This window comes from Carnobacterium gallinarum DSM 4847 (assembly GCF_000744375.1).
Classification (GTDB): domain Bacteria; phylum Bacillota; class Bacilli; order Lactobacillales; family Carnobacteriaceae; genus Carnobacterium; species Carnobacterium gallinarum.
Genome location: NZ_JQLU01000005.1, coordinates 2,251,734 through 2,265,591, shown reverse-complemented (window position 1 = coordinate 2,265,591; position 13,858 = coordinate 2,251,734). Strand labels below are relative to the sequence as shown.

The 13,858-nt window shown below is 33.6% G+C and carries 15 protein-coding genes and 1 pseudogene; 1 reads left to right on the top strand and 15 read right to left on the bottom strand.

Going from position 1 to position 13,858, the window contains the following annotated elements; all coding sequences use genetic code 11:
- Window positions 1-80 precede the first annotated feature (80 nt).
- The 8 genes from BR43_RS15290 to BR43_RS15255 all read right to left on the bottom strand — a co-directional run bounded on the left by BR43_RS15290 (window position 81) and on the right by BR43_RS15255 (window position 7,544).
- Window positions 81-896 (bottom strand): hypothetical protein, encoded by an 816-nt coding sequence (locus tag BR43_RS15290; protein WP_034563493.1) that lies wholly within the window; start codon window positions 894-896, stop codon window positions 81-83.
- Window positions 897-1,083: 187 nt separating this feature from the next.
- Complete coding sequence (locus tag BR43_RS15285; protein ID WP_034563491.1) at window positions 1,084-1,686, bottom strand: short chain dehydrogenase; 603 nt, start codon at window positions 1,684-1,686, stop codon at window positions 1,084-1,086.
- Window positions 1,687-1,780: 94 nt separating this feature from the next.
- On the bottom strand, window positions 1,781-3,031 hold the full coding sequence (locus tag BR43_RS15280; RefSeq protein ID WP_034563489.1) for a DUF1015 domain-containing protein: 1,251 nt from the start codon (window positions 3,029-3,031) through the stop codon (window positions 1,781-1,783).
- Between the two features lie 72 nt (window positions 3,032-3,103).
- Window positions 3,104-4,297 carry a 3-phosphoglycerate dehydrogenase family protein gene (locus BR43_RS15275; protein ID WP_034563486.1) on the bottom strand — a complete coding sequence of 398 codons (1,194 nt, stop codon included), beginning with the start codon at window positions 4,295-4,297 and terminating at the stop codon, window positions 3,104-3,106.
- Entirely contained in the window at window positions 4,298-5,383 is a 1,086-nt protein-coding gene (gene serC, locus BR43_RS15270; RefSeq protein WP_034563483.1) for a 3-phosphoserine/phosphohydroxythreonine transaminase, read from the bottom strand.
- Window positions 5,384-5,686: 303 nt separating this feature from the next.
- Window positions 5,687-6,364, bottom strand: a complete 678-nt coding sequence (locus BR43_RS15265; RefSeq protein WP_034563481.1) for an AIM24 family protein — start codon at window positions 6,362-6,364, stop codon at window positions 5,687-5,689.
- A gap of 180 nt (window positions 6,365-6,544) precedes the next feature.
- The gene (locus tag BR43_RS15260) at window positions 6,545-7,165 is read right to left on the bottom strand and encodes a GyrI-like domain-containing protein (protein WP_034563478.1); all 621 of its coding nucleotides are present in this window, start codon (window positions 7,163-7,165) and stop codon (window positions 6,545-6,547) included.
- Window positions 7,155-7,544 (bottom strand): GyrI-like domain-containing protein, encoded by a 390-nt coding sequence (locus BR43_RS15255; RefSeq protein WP_157464068.1) that lies wholly within the window; start codon window positions 7,542-7,544, stop codon window positions 7,155-7,157. Before BR43_RS15255 ends, BR43_RS15260 begins: the two co-directional genes overlap by 11 nt.
- A 91-nt stretch (window positions 7,545-7,635) precedes the next feature.
- Here BR43_RS15255 and BR43_RS15250 point away from each other — a divergent pair, with 91 nt between their 5' ends.
- The gene (locus BR43_RS15250) at window positions 7,636-9,240 is read left to right on the top strand and encodes an IS1634 family transposase (RefSeq protein WP_034558278.1); all 1,605 of its coding nucleotides are present in this window, start codon (window positions 7,636-7,638) and stop codon (window positions 9,238-9,240) included.
- Here the strand turns inward: BR43_RS15250 and BR43_RS15245 are convergent.
- The 7 genes and pseudogenes from BR43_RS15245 to BR43_RS15220 all read right to left on the bottom strand — a co-directional run bounded on the left by BR43_RS15245 (window position 9,235) and on the right by BR43_RS15220 (window position 13,771).
- Window positions 9,235-9,765, bottom strand: a complete 531-nt coding sequence (locus tag BR43_RS15245; protein ID WP_051933992.1) for a MerR family transcriptional regulator — start codon at window positions 9,763-9,765, stop codon at window positions 9,235-9,237. The two genes, BR43_RS15250 and BR43_RS15245, sit on opposite strands and share 6 nt — an antisense overlap.
- A 129-nt stretch (window positions 9,766-9,894) precedes the next feature.
- Entirely contained in the window at window positions 9,895-10,221 is a 327-nt protein-coding gene (locus BR43_RS15240) for a magnetosome magnetite crystal formation protein family (protein WP_034563472.1), read from the bottom strand.
- Window positions 10,222-10,328: 107 nt separating this feature from the next.
- Window positions 10,329-10,808 carry a hypothetical protein gene (locus BR43_RS15235; protein WP_034563470.1) on the bottom strand — a complete coding sequence of 160 codons (480 nt, stop codon included), beginning with the start codon at window positions 10,806-10,808 and terminating at the stop codon, window positions 10,329-10,331.
- Window positions 10,795-11,055 carry a hypothetical protein gene (locus BR43_RS15230; protein ID WP_034563468.1) on the bottom strand — a complete coding sequence of 87 codons (261 nt, stop codon included), beginning with the start codon at window positions 11,053-11,055 and terminating at the stop codon, window positions 10,795-10,797. Before BR43_RS15230 ends, BR43_RS15235 begins: the two co-directional genes overlap by 14 nt.
- A gap of 305 nt (window positions 11,056-11,360) precedes the next feature.
- Window positions 11,361-11,519: pseudogene (gene eno / locus BR43_RS19675) on the bottom strand (phosphopyruvate hydratase); the annotation flags it as partial.
- 138 nt (window positions 11,520-11,657) lie between these two features.
- A complete protein-coding gene (locus BR43_RS15225; RefSeq protein ID WP_034563466.1) occupies window positions 11,658-13,082 on the bottom strand; it encodes a HEPN domain-containing protein in 1,425 nt (474 codons plus the stop codon).
- 65 nt (window positions 13,083-13,147) lie between these two features.
- On the bottom strand, window positions 13,148-13,771 hold the full coding sequence (locus BR43_RS15220; RefSeq protein WP_034563464.1) for a hypothetical protein: 624 nt from the start codon (window positions 13,769-13,771) through the stop codon (window positions 13,148-13,150).
- Window positions 13,772-13,858 lie beyond the last annotated feature (87 nt).

Here is a 13,858-nt window from a genome sequence, read left to right as displayed (position 1 = left end):
TAACAATTGACTCTTCTTTCTAATCAAATCGAAAGGATTATTATCATCCATTCATTCCATTTTCTTACTAAAAAATGCTTTTAATCAACTCTTGTCCATGCATCGATTGATTTCCCACCAGTATCCAATAACTCTAACCAACTATTTGTCCCAGCATAATACAAAAATAATCCAACTTCATTGACACTTTTTAAAATCATGTCTTCCGTTGTTACAAAATTTTTAAATTTATCTGCATAATCTGCTCTCAATTTATCCCCCATTTTTGCAGAAAAACCAACTGAACCATCTTTATTTAGCGGTGCTACCGGCATCATTTTTGCTCCTGCTTTTAGTAGCATTTCATTTCTTTTTTGCCACATAACGGTCGCTTTACTTTCTCTAGTATCTACAAAAAATTCAATTTGGCTAACTTCTTTTGTCCATCTATGTCGTGCTTTTGCTGATTTTTTAGCTACTTTCACTTCAGGCTTTGGCGCCTTAACATGCAATGGGTAACCAAATTTTTCAAGAATCAATAAAATTTCATCTTTATATTCAGTAATCGTTTTTACTTGGCTTTTTGGAATTTTACTCTCTTCCTTAGCAACATCTTGAAGAAGAACACCATTTTCTAACGCTTCAGCAATAAAGATTTGTTCCAGATAAGGCAATTCAACTTCCCACGATGGATAAATGGCAATGATTTTATTAAATTCTGTTCCATCATACTTCATTTTTTTTGTTGCTTGCCCAATATGAACAATTGTCTGATCTTGCACTAAAAAATAAACACTTGGTTGTTCCACTTTGACTTCATTTGTCTCAGTATCCGTGATTGTAATCCGATCTTGGTTATGATTCAATTGAATGGTTGTTTGCGTATCTGTAATCACAACTTCTAATTTAAGTTCCATACTAAATTCCTCCAAAAAATGCGCTCTATTTGATTGTAAATCCTAAAAAAGTCTAGTCTAATTTCTTTCAGCATTAGTATACCAAGAAAATAAATGAACGTATACTTTAAACTATTTCTCTCTAACACTAGTAAAAAAAGCAGCTTTAATTCTCATATAGAAAACTAAAACTGCCTTTATCTCTTCATTAATATACTTCGTAACTTTCCCCAGTTTGTAACCCCTGAACACTTTTGACAAAAGCATTAGCTACTTTAGCAACTGGAACTGGATTAAATCCAACAAATAATTCTTGATAATTATCCCACGATTCCTCTAAGACATTTGGACTAACGGTATTAATCCGAATCCCTCTAGGTAACTCCAACGCTGCTGATTTTGCAAATGCACGCACACCGCCATTAGCCATCGCTGCAGAAGCTCCTTGATAAATCGGATCATCCATCATGATACCTGTAACTAACGTAAAACTTCCATTGTCATTTACATACTCAGTTCCTAATAATACTGTATTCACTTGCCCTAAAAGCTTTCCACTAATACTGATTAAATTATTTTCTGGTGTCATTCCCTCAAGTGGACCAAAGTAAGCCGCTCCCGCCGTAAAAATCACTGCGTCTACTTTTCCAACTGTTTCAAACATCTCTTTAATGCTTTTAATCGAATTCATATCTACATGGACGTCACCTTGAGTTCGACCAGCGGTAATCACATCATAAGATTCTTTTAATGCCTCAGTTACAGCTGAACCAATCGTACCGTAACCACCAATAATAAGTGCTTTTTTCATTCCATTTCACCTCTAAATTTGATTTACATTCTTTCTCCACTAGCTTACTATTCATAAGCTCAAGAAACAAGTCTAAAGGGTTAAAAAATAAATGCTATTTTGTTGAACTTTCCAAATCATGAACAAAAAGACCACTTAATAATTTAGGCTCAAACCATGTTGATTTTGGCGGCATTATTTGACCACTATCTGCAACATTTAATAAATCTTCCATAGTAGTTGGATACATCGCAAATGCTACCGTATAAGCACCGCTATCTACTAATTCAACCAATTCACCTAAACCACGAATTCCTCCAACAAAATCAATCCGTTTATCTGTCCGAATATCTTGAATATCAAAAAGTGCAGTTAACACATGCTCTTGTAAAATAGACACATCCAAACTAGCAACAGGATCTTCTGAAATGATGTCTGATTTGGCCTCTAATTGATACCAATCGCCCGCCAAATACATACCAATGGTCTTAGCTTTTTCTGGTTTCACAATTTCTTTGCCGACTTTTGTGACCGTAAAAATTTCTGCTAAATCTGCTAGAAAATCGACCGATATCGGAACATTTACCACTCGATTGTAATCAAGAATGTCTAATTGTTCTTTTGGAAACAACACAGATAAGAAATAGTTAAATTCAGCATTTTCTGGAGCAGCTGGAAATTCCTGACGTCGTTGTAAGCCAACTTTTACAGCCGACTCTGTTCGATGATGACCATCAGCAATATACAAATAAGGAACTTTTGCTGCAAATAAATCTTCTAAGTCTTGAATTATTGCAGTATCGTTAATTTCCCACACTCGATGAGTGACTTCATGGAAGCTAGTAAACTCATATAAAGCTTGATGCTCTTTTACCCAATCTGTAATCAGTTGATTAATTCCTTGATTTTCTCGATACGTTAAAAAAATTGGACTTGTATTCGCATCACACGTATCCACGTGACGAATTCGATCAAGCTCTTTTTCCTCACGAGTAAATTCATGCTTTTTAATCTTTTCATTTAGATAATCATCAATGGATGTACACACCACTAACCCCGTCTGACTACGTCCATTCATGGTTAGTTCATAAATATAAAATTTTTCTGTAGTCTCTTTAATTAACCACTCTTTTTGCAAGAAAGTTTGCAAATTCTCAGCAGCCTTTTGATAAACTTCGTCTGCGTATGGAGAAACCTCTTTTGCTAAATCAATCTCAGCCTTGTCAATGTGTAAAAACGATTGACTATTTTTGTCACCCAAAACGCGGGCTTCCTCTGTATTTAAAACATCATAAGGCAAAGACGCAATCTTCTGAGCATCCTGAGTATTTGGACGAATCCCTTTAAAAGCTTTGATTTTTACCATTTAATTATCAAACTCCTTAACATAAAAAATTTATTTTGCATAAAGCCAACCTTCTGATTTACGTCAGTCAAGTTATGCATACACAACTTGATTTTCAATTGTTCGCACGCTAATAATCTCTTCAACACTTTCTAATTTCTCAACAATTCGAGCTAATTGCTCTGTTGAAATATCCTCTAGATCAATTAAAGTATACGCATATTCACCTTTACTGCGATTAATCATATTCACAATGTTAATGCCTTGGTTCGCTAACTCAATCGTCATAGTTCCTACCATGCTCGGAACATTACGGTGAATTAAAGATAAACGAAATGGTGCTTGAAAATTCATATCTACTGTTGGAAAATTCACAGAACGCTTGATATTTCCAGTTTCTAAATAATATTTCAACGTGCGAGCCGCCATTTTAGCACAGTTTACTTCGGCTTCCAGCGTTGAAGCACCTAGATGAGGTAAAACTAAAACATTTTTAGTAGCAATCAATTCTGGTGCTGCAAAATCAGTGATGTATTGATTTAATTTACCTGCTTCAATTGCTTGTAAAACCGCTTGATTGTCAACCAATTCACCACGAGAAAAGTTCAACAAGGTAGCTCCTTCTTTAACTAGAGCTAATTTTTCAGCATTAATAATATGCTTTGTTTGTGACATTAAAGGAATATGAATCGTTAGATAATCAGAAGTTGCTAAAACTTCCTCAATCGTTAATGCGCGTTTCACCCGACTTGAAATATTCCAAGCTGTATCAACCGAAACATAAGGATCATAGCCGACAACATTCATTCCTAGACGATATGCATCATTAGCCACCATCGCTCCAATCGCACCAAGTCCGATTACTCCTAATTTTTTATCTTGTAGTTCAGTCCCAACAAAGCGTTTTTTTTCGGCTTCAACAACGGCTTCAACATTAGGATCATCTGTCGCTAAAGTTCGTGTCCAAGCCGCTCCATTTAAAATTGGGCGAGCTGACATAAATAAGTTCGCTAAAACTAACTCTTTCACTGCATTCGCATTGGCACCCGGCGTATTGAAAACAACAACACCTTTTTCTGTATACTCTTCAACTGGAATATTATTTACCCCTGCACCTGCACGTCCAACTGCCAAAACACTATCTGGTATCTCAATATCATGAAGATTTTGACTGCGAATTAACAGGGCATCTGGGGACTCACTTTGATTTACTTGATACTCAGCACCTTCAAATTTTTGCAATCCTTCTTCTGCAATTGCGTTATACGTTTTTATATGAAAAACCATCTATATTTCCCCCTCATTTTCAGCAAATTTCTGCATAAATTCAATTAGCGCTTGAACACCTTCAATTGGAAATGCATTATACAAGCTAGCCCGCATCCCACCAACTGAACGATGGCCTTTTAAATTTACAAAGTTTGCTTTCTCTGCTTCCTGAACAAATTTTTTATCTAACGCTTCATTTCCAGTTACAAATGGAATATTAGTCAAAGAACGTGAATTTGGCTCCACTGGAGAAGAGAATAAGGTTGATTTATCTAAATACGTATATAAAAGCTCAGCTTTTTGGCGATTTAACTTTTCAATAGCTGCAACACCACCAAGTTCTTTGATCCACTCAAAAACCAATTTAGCTACATAAATAGCAAAAGTAGGTGGAGTATTGTACATTGAACCATTTTTAGCTTGCAATTGATAATCCAACATTGAAGGAAGATTCTCCTTACTTTCAGCAATTAAATCTTCACGTACAATCACTACTGTTAACCCTGCTGGACCAATATTTTTTTGCGCTCCAGCATAGATCAATCCAAAATCCGCAACATTGTACTCACTTGATAGGATATTTGATGACATATCAGCAATAACAGGGACTTGACTATTGGTTGGAGCTGAAAAATAGCAAGTTCCTTCAATCGTATTGTTTGTTGTAATGTGTAAATAATCAAATTCATCTGAAGTAGCAGGAATTTGGGGAACCGAAGTGAATTTATTTTCTTTTGAACTAGCTACTACTTTGACTTGCAATCCAACGATTTTTTCAGCTTCTTCAATCGCCTTTTCAGACCACGATCCAGTATTTACATACGCCACTTTTTGACGATTTGCTAAATTCATTGGGATCATGCTGAACTGCAAACTAGCACCACCCTGTAAGAAGAGAACTTGGTAATTATCTGGAATATTCATCAACTCTCTTAATAAGGACTCAGCATCATCAATGATTTGTTGAAACCATGAGGAACGATGACTTAATTCCATCACTGACATTCCACTTCCATTGTATGAAAGCAACTCGGCTTGTACTTGCTCTAAAACAGAAACAGGCAATACGGCTGGTCCTGCTGAAAAATTATACACTCGTTCCACTCTATCTTCCCCTTTAGCTGATTTATTCTCACCATTTCCTCAGAAAACGATGTAGCTACAATTATAGCAGAAAAACGAATAAAATAAACACATAAACTACTTTTTATTCGTATAATCATTAAAAAAAATTAGATTTCCAACTTAGTTCTACTTTTTTTTATTTTTATTTCAAAATATAAAAATCTACCTTTTAAAAAAAACAACAAAAAAACTTTCGTTTTAATTTAATTTTAATTAAAAAACCTCACTAATTTATCAGTAAATTAGTGAGGTTGAATTCATTTCTTTATTTATATAATTCGTTTATTTGGCGCCTCCCATAAAGGGCATAATACTTTGAGCAAATCCACCAATTGTCATTGTTTGTACAACAACTTGTCCTGGTCCTGTTACAACAGTATCAAAGAAACCTTCGCCACCTAATAATTTGTTTTTAATTCCTTTAACAGTAACAATCTCTAATTTACACGTTTCATCCATCAAGGCAACTAAACCAGTATCACAGACTAAACGTTCTCCTGCTGCTAAGTTATAAGTCTTCGTACTTCCATCAATTTCAAAAAACGCAGTTCCCGGTCCAGTAACCTTTTGCATAATAAAGCCTTCACCACCAAAGAAACCTGCTGTTCCTTTCTTTTGAAAGAAGACACTTAGTTCCATTCCTTCAGTAGATGCTAAAAATGCTGTTTTTTGTGCAACAATACTTTCACCAACTCCAAGCTCTTTTGCAATAATATTGCCTGGGAAAGAAGATGCAAAAGCAATTTGAGAATTAGTATTAGCAGTATAACGACTTAAGAATAAACTTTCACCTGAAAAAGCGCGACCTAACATTTTCTTCATTCCGCCACCAGAATGAGTTTCTGTTGTAATATCTCCTAAAACCCAACTACGTCCACCATTTTCACTAATCATTGACTCGCCTTTTTCTAAATCACAAATCACTACTGGTAAATTTCCGCCTTCAATTGAATATTTCATTATTTTTTCTCCTCCTAAATTTTGTATATAACATTCGTTTAACTCTAGTATATCTTAGTTATTTGATAAAATAAATGTTTTTTTTCCAACTAATATTATCATTATAGAGACTATTATTATAAATGAGTGTTTTTTTAGACTAGTTTTTCTAATTTTATTTTAATAGAATTACTTTTTTGATTAGTCCCTTATTTGAAAACGTAACACCGTTTTTTGTTTTTCTGGTAGCACTTTTCTAGGATCTGATAAATAGATTTCTTTATGCTTTGTTCTTGATGGAATCCAGTCATTGGCTATACAATGCTCTTCCATTTTTTTAAATGATGCAGCTTCACTATCATAACTCCCGATATGCAGCATTTGTAAATTCTTACCTTCGTCAATTTCCATAAACTTAACTTTCATTAATTGCTCTAACGGGACTTTTTTTGCTACCAATTCTTTAAATTCATCTACTACTTGTTCTGTAACAAACTCTGGTTGGCGAATCATCAGTTGATAGATCAATGTATCTTTATCAATTGCTTCACCAACTTTTGGAGGAACTGTTGCTGTCCAGAAACCTTCTAAAGGAAAAACCGTATAATCAAAGTAGCCTTCTGGTTCCATTGCTTTTTTAGGAGATAGTTTAATAGCATACGAATAAGCATACAATGCTTCAACCAATTTACTAAATTCTGTTGAATTAGGATTTCCAGCTCCATCAATCGTTAAATAGTTCATTTTAGGTACCTCTATAACTGTTGGGACTGCTTTAGGTAAATAGATTAGTTTATCTTGTTTACGCCATTCATATTTCATTATGCTTGCCTCCCTCTTCGCTTAGCGGATAACACCGTTCCGTTGTTCCCCCTTCATCTGTATTTGGTATGTGACTGAATGATCCATGGTACATGTTAACTATTGCTCCTTTTAACTTTTGTTGATTTGCTTCCAACCATTCTGCTACTCTAGTATTAACTTCTGTCATTTCCTCAGGTTTTCCTTGTAATTTAACTGAAGCAACAGTCTTCGCAGGAAGCCACTTGATTGTACTCGTTGGCATTCTCAAATGTACATTAGATAGTTCTGCTTCTGTTAACACTACTTGTACTTCAATTAATACATTCTCTTCCTTGAATTCTTTATCATGATAAACAGCCATACAACCTGCATTCCCGAATTGTGTAACGATAATCACTCGAAAAACCGCTATAACGATTGATATATAGCGGTTTTTTTGTAGACTTATAACTCGTTATATAATATAATGTATAACGAGGAGTGTTGATATGGCAGTTATTTTTCAGACAAACAAGAAAACGGGCATTACTTATGCCTATCAGAATGAACCCTACTGGGATAAGGAAAAGCAACAATCACGCGCTAAGAGGACACTGATTGGAAAAGTCGATCCGGTTACAGGTGAAATCGTCCCAACACGTTCGTACAAAAAGAAACCGGCCCCGACTTCATCGGAAGTTAAGCCAGGGCCGATTCCAATGACACAAGTCCGAAGAATCTTCTATGGGGCAGGTTATCTGCTCGATCAAATTGGCAAGCAGACAGGCGTATACGCGGACCTTAAGGCCATCTTCCCGGAGCATTATAAGCAAATTCTGTCGATCGCCTATTACTTGATTCTCGAAGAGAATAACGCCTTGAGTCGTTTTTCCCATTGGCAAAAACTGCATCATCACCCGTATTGCCAGGATATTCCTTCACAACGAAGCAGCGACCTATTCCAAGCAATCGATGAGGAAGGCCGGATGGCCTTCTTTCAGAAACAAGGCAACCGCCGGATGGAAAAGGAGTATTGGGCATTTGACACTACGTCGATATCGAGTTACTCAGAGGTCTTATCGCAAGTGAAGAAGGGACGAAACAAGGAACACGACCGCTTGCCACAAATCAACTTGGCACTCTTGTTTGGGGCGCAATCCGGACTGCCCTTTTATTACCGCAAGCTCTCCGGAAATATCACCGATGTTAAAACGGTTCGGCAACTCATGAAGGAATTTGATGTAATGGGCTACAAAAAGGTCAACGTGATATTTGATCGAGGTTTTTACAGCAAGGATAATATCAACGCCTTGTATAAACACCACCAGAAATTCGTGATAGGAGTGCAACTCAAACTCAAATATGTCAAGGGTGTGTTGGAAGCGGAACGTGAGAACTTGAAACTTTGGTCAAACTTCGAAACACAGTTCACCACCTACGGTGTATGTCGCACAATAAACTGGGAATACGAACAGGAACGTCCGTATAAAGGTGATGTGATAAAATTGGAAAAGCGCGCGTATCTGCATCTGTTCTACAATCCTGAAAAAGCGATTAAAGATCAGGTAGACATGAACGACTATCTGACAGCCCTTCACCAAGATCTGAAGGAAAATACACTAAAAGATTATCGTATGAAAGATTATGATAAGTACTTCGAAGTTACTGAGACACCTAAACGAGGGAAGAAAATCACGCCTAAAGAAGAGGCGATGCGCAATGCGGTTAGAAATTATGGTTACTTCGCCTTGCTTTCTAATGAGGTCAATGATCCGTTTGAAGCGTTGTCTCTTTATCGCAGCAAGGATGTTGTTGAAAAAGCCTTCGGCAATTTAAAAGAGCGCCTCAACTTCAGAAGAATGCAAGTTTCATCCGAATTGTCCCTGAATGGGAAGCTTTTTGTGGAATTCATCGCCTTAATCTACTTATCCTACGTGAAAAAGAAGATGCAGGATGCCGAGCTATTTAACCAATGGACCCTTCAAGGTGTACTGGACGAACTGGACATGATTGAATTATTTGAGGCCCCCGGGCACGGTCGCGTGTTGGGAGAGGTTACGACGAAGCAGAAGGAATTATACGAGGCGTTAGGCGTTGCCCTTCCCTCGTTATAAATTCCGGGAATTCAGGATACAATAACTTGGATTAGCTACTTTTATTTCAGGATATTCTTGGAGTATCTTTGCAATACGTATCCATAGTTGATTTTCATTATGATAACTAGGAACTATTTTTTTTAAACTAAGCACACGGCAAGCAGGAATTTCTTTGATTACAACACTAGCATTTATATTAGGAACTTCTTTTTCAATTAAGTTTATAGAACGGTCTAATGCAATTTCTTGTTTTGTTCTATTGTTTTGTTCCTCTTCCAGTTCTCTTTCACGGATTTTCAAATATTGTTCTATTTGTTTTGGATCCTGTTCAATTGCCAACAATTCGCGAATAACAGCCAAAGTAAATCCTTGCCCTTTCAATTCTTTTATTTTAGCAAGTTGATTGATTTGAGCTGCCGAGTAATAACGATAACCCGTGGACTCATCACTAATTAAGGGTGTTAATACTTTAAATTTATCATAATAACGTAACAGTTTCACACTAACATTAGTTAGGCGTGAAAAATCATTAATTTTAAACATTTTCAACCTCCAATGAAGCTTTTGATTCTCTCATTTCAGTATAGTCTAAACTTGTTCATACTGACAGTTAAATTCATTTTTGAATGACAAAAAAAACTCACTAAAAGTAGTGAGTTTAAAATAAAAATCTTATTTTAAAAGATCAACATTTCCAAATAATGGCATACGTTTTGCTTGTCCTGAGAATCCATTTATTAAACCCAAAATATAGAGAATAAAAAGAAAAATAGAGAATGGAAATAACAATAACCAACCAATAATTGGAAGTAAACCTAAAATAAAAGTACCTGCAACAGATAAAATTAATAATAGCAATGATTGATTTGCATGGAAACGAGCAAACTTTGAATCTGGGCAAACTAATAAGGGTAAAAAGAAAATAAAGTACGCCAGTCCTCCCATTAGTTTATTTTGTTCAATATCTTCAGAACTAAACTTATTTGTTTCATCTAACAAATTATTTTCCTCCAATTTTCTTATTAAAAGTACAAATAATTATAACTTTTTAAATCTAAAAAGTCAATAATTTTAATCCTTATTTATTATACAAGTAATTTATATACTTATTTTCTATCTAATATAAACTGTGCTAATTGTTGGTTAAATTCTTGATCAGAAAAATCAGTCCCCGCTTTATCACTTTGTTCATAAGCATTCGTCTGTTTATTTAGATAGAAAATAGAACTATTGCCACTGTAAGCAAAATAACCTTCTTCAAGCTTTATTAAGAAAATTACTATTTCTTGGCCAACTATTGAAGGAGTCTCATGATTTGGTGCATCAACTACATAATCTACCGCAACTTCAGTTTCGGGGTTCCTCTTCAACCATTCTTCTTTTGTGACAATCGCACCAAGTTCCTTTTCCTGAACTATGTTCCCAACTAAATTTTTATCTCCTTTATAGATATTCCTAACTAAAATAGAGACTATGGTTTCTAGTTCCGCAGCATCTACAACTTCAGTTTCCACTACCACACCTTGAATAATTAAGTCAGAAAACTTTTCCATGGCAGCAACAGAAGATACATCAGCCAGATACATCAGCCAGATAATCTGCTACATAGCCAGAAAAAAATTCACTATTATTCTCATATTTTTTTTGCAACTCTTTTCCAGTATCCTTCGCCTTAATTAATTCTCTTTGATACCTGTTTTCTAATTCCCGGTCATTTGTCATTCTTGAACTGACTTCTATTTTTTCACTACTTATTTCTCCTTGTGGAGTTACAGCTTGTTTACTACACCCAGATAAAAATAAAATCAAACCAATAAACAGTAGGTTCTTCATGATAACTCCTTATATGTACAAAATAAAATTACAGACGTATTCATTGTAACACAACTTCTTTTAAATTTTAAGTTAATCTGATATTTGAAGAAATTATTTATACTTTATGAATTAGGTAATTCTTAGAACAATTAAGAATGTATTACTAATTAAGTTAATTCTGTAAATTTAAATTTTTAGAAAATTATCTATGAACTATTATTTCATAAAAAAATCCCATCTACTATCCTCAGAAATAGTAGATGGGATTTTTCATAAACGAACCTTTGCTTAATCAAGGGTTCGCAAGTTAATTTACTTAAAAATTATTTGTTTTTTAAGTTGTAGAAAGAACCTAAACCACGGTAAACAGCTAAGTCACCTAATTGATCTTCAATTCTTAATAATTGGTTGTATTTAGCAATACGGTCTGTACGGCTTAATGAACCAGTTTTGATTTGTCCAGCATTTGTAGCTACTTTTACGACTTTTATCTATTGATGTATCATTAAAATCACTATTCTGTTTACTAAATCTAGTTTAACATTTTCTAACTTATAATAGAAGAAAAACTTTAATGTTTTGCTAAATCTAAATCTAACTACTAGTAGCCTTTAAATTATTCAATCAATATTTTTCTGTTCAAAGTTTATTTCATCACTTTTTTCAAGTGCCTCTTTATACATCATGCTAGTTCGAACTCCTTTAAAATGTTCCATTAATTTTTTAAAGTTATCTTCATTTTTAAAGCCCAGTTCTTTTAACAAATGAAATTCTAGTATTAATCTCAAAAGTCTTGTTGCAGTTATTAAATCTTCACCTTGAAAAGCTGTATCTTTTTGTTTTTCATTATAATGAGTATAGTAATTTCTTGTTTTAGAAACCTTTTGAGGAAATTCATTAAAATTAAATCCACCAGAAAAAAAGTATTTAGGTTCATCAGTAAACATTAAATCAGATATCCTTTCAACTAAAAGAATATGCTCTTTTTTTTCATCCCTAATTAAAAAGTCTTTCCAACCTGAAACGTAACCTTCTATTTTTAAATTAGCTAATCTTATATACTCTCTTTTACTATTTGTGACCATTCTAGCATGATATGTTTCTAAAGCTTGGCAAATATTTAAAAAGTGATTTTGCATGTTTGAATACTTTGCGTAATAAGCTTCTCTATACAAATCTAATACTGGCTGTAATTTACTTAATTTTTTATTCCATGTAACTAAATCAGCATTATTTACTAGCTCTACACAATTAAACAAGTAATTATTATGGTATTCCTCTTCCAAAAATTCATTTGTTGCTAAATATGAATCTACGTCATATACTACATTTTCTGATGTGTTAATTTCATTTCTTCTTATTTTTAATAATGATATTTTTTTGTAGTTTATTTTTTTATGTGTTGCTAACTCAACAACTGAAACAAATTCCTTTAGTTTTTTTTCAAACCACTGTATTGATTCTACGCCTTCCAAACTTTCTATTTCAATATGTGGAGTCTGTTTTAATTCTACTGTTTCTTTAATAAAATCCAACGGATAATTCCTAGATACATAATAATTAATTTGATAACTTTGAGATTCGTAAAGTATAATTTCAGTATCAGTATTAATATCTACATAACGTTTTTCTTCATCTTGTGTAGACCTTGCAAAATTTGTCTTAGTTCCCCATTTAATAATACCAGGAATATCATATATTGCAGTTGCAAATCTATTTTCAACATGACTAGCCCCGTAGATAATATAATCAGCAAAATATTGAAACTCTTCTACTCTAGAAGACGCATACACTGTTGTAGAATGTTTCCTATCACCACAACCTACAAGTAAAAGTTTGGCACCATTTGAGATTTCTACTTCTAACTCGTCGATATATGAAGGAATTAATGTAGCAGAACTTTTATTTTTTTGACTATTCAAAACTTCAACAGAAAGATAAACGCTTGTTACGTTTTGTTCATTATTTTGATATATTGTCACATCATAAATTTCTTCAATACCTTTTATTTTTGCTTTTCCTGTACTACTTAGTGAAAGTTTCAAAACTTATCATCTCCATTTATTTACTTACTATCTGTACTGATTATATTAATTAAATAAAGTTCAAATTATGGTAGGAGTATTGTATTTGCTATTTTTTGTAACACGATTAAATAGATAAATATACACGCTATTCTGTATCCTATTTTCAGTTTAAACTTCCAAATGAAAGGTCCTATATCCCAAAATATCTTTAAGTATATTAGTGAAAATAAAAGAAAGAAAACCGCAAAAGAGATACCTAGTACACAAAAATATAGACTATTTGAAACGGTGCTTAATTCCTCTGAATTAAAAACTAAAGGAGTAGTAGAAATTTTATTGTAAATTAAGAAGAATATGAAAATAATTGAATTTATATATAGTAATATATCACCACCTAATTTTAGACTACCAGAGTTACTTTCCTCGATTGATTGGCTTAATATATTCCATATAAATGTAATGAGCATAGTAATAAGAAAAAAAGACCATGTATATATAAATTGCTCTTTTGTAAGTAAAAGCTTATTTAAAAGTTCAACTATAGATTCTGAGAGTAAACTAAAAAAAGTAGCATTGAATATCGAAAAAATATATTTTGCTTGCTTTGAAAATAATGTCACAAAAACTAATACGACTAATAAAAATTGAGGTATTTTTTTAGCCTGACTAATTAAAGTATCTAACGTTTTAGCAATAATAGCATTCATATGTTTCCTCCCTTCTAGCAAATGAATTAATAGCACCTTGTAAGTTAAACACGTTTCATATATACCTGAAATATTTGTTAGTGATTT

Coding starts and splice junctions, on each gene's coding strand:
- BR43_RS15290 (WP_034563493.1), bottom strand. CDS start 896: ATGGAACTTAAATTAGAAGTTGTGATTACAGATACGCAAACAACCATT.
- BR43_RS15275 (WP_034563486.1), bottom strand. CDS start 4,297: ATGGTTTTTCATATAAAAACGTATAACGCAATTGCAGAAGAAGGATTG.
- BR43_RS15245 (WP_051933992.1), bottom strand. CDS start 9,765: ATGTTTAAAATTAATGATTTTTCACGCCTAACTAATGTTAGTGTGAAA.
- BR43_RS15230 (WP_034563468.1), bottom strand. CDS start 11,055: ATGAAGAACCTACTGTTTATTGGTTTGATTTTATTTTTATCTGGGTGT.
- BR43_RS15260 (WP_034563478.1), bottom strand. CDS start 7,165: ATGAAATATGAATGGCGTAAACAAGATAAACTAATCTATTTACCTAAA.
- BR43_RS15265 (WP_034563481.1), bottom strand. CDS start 6,364: ATGAAATATTCAATTGAAGGCGGAAATTTACCAGTAGTGATTTGTGAT.
- BR43_RS15235 (WP_034563470.1), bottom strand. CDS start 10,808: ATGTATCTGGCTGATGTATCTTCTGTTGCTGCCATGGAAAAGTTTTCT.
- BR43_RS15220 (WP_034563464.1), bottom strand. CDS start 13,771: ATGAATGCTATTATTGCTAAAACGTTAGATACTTTAATTAGTCAGGCT.
- BR43_RS15280 (WP_034563489.1), bottom strand. CDS start 3,031: ATGGTAAAAATCAAAGCTTTTAAAGGGATTCGTCCAAATACTCAGGAT.
- BR43_RS15285 (WP_034563491.1), bottom strand. CDS start 1,686: ATGAAAAAAGCACTTATTATTGGTGGTTACGGTACGATTGGTTCAGCT.
- BR43_RS15250 (WP_034558278.1), top strand. CDS start 7,636: ATGGCAGTTATTTTTCAGACAAACAAGAAAACGGGCATTACTTATGCC.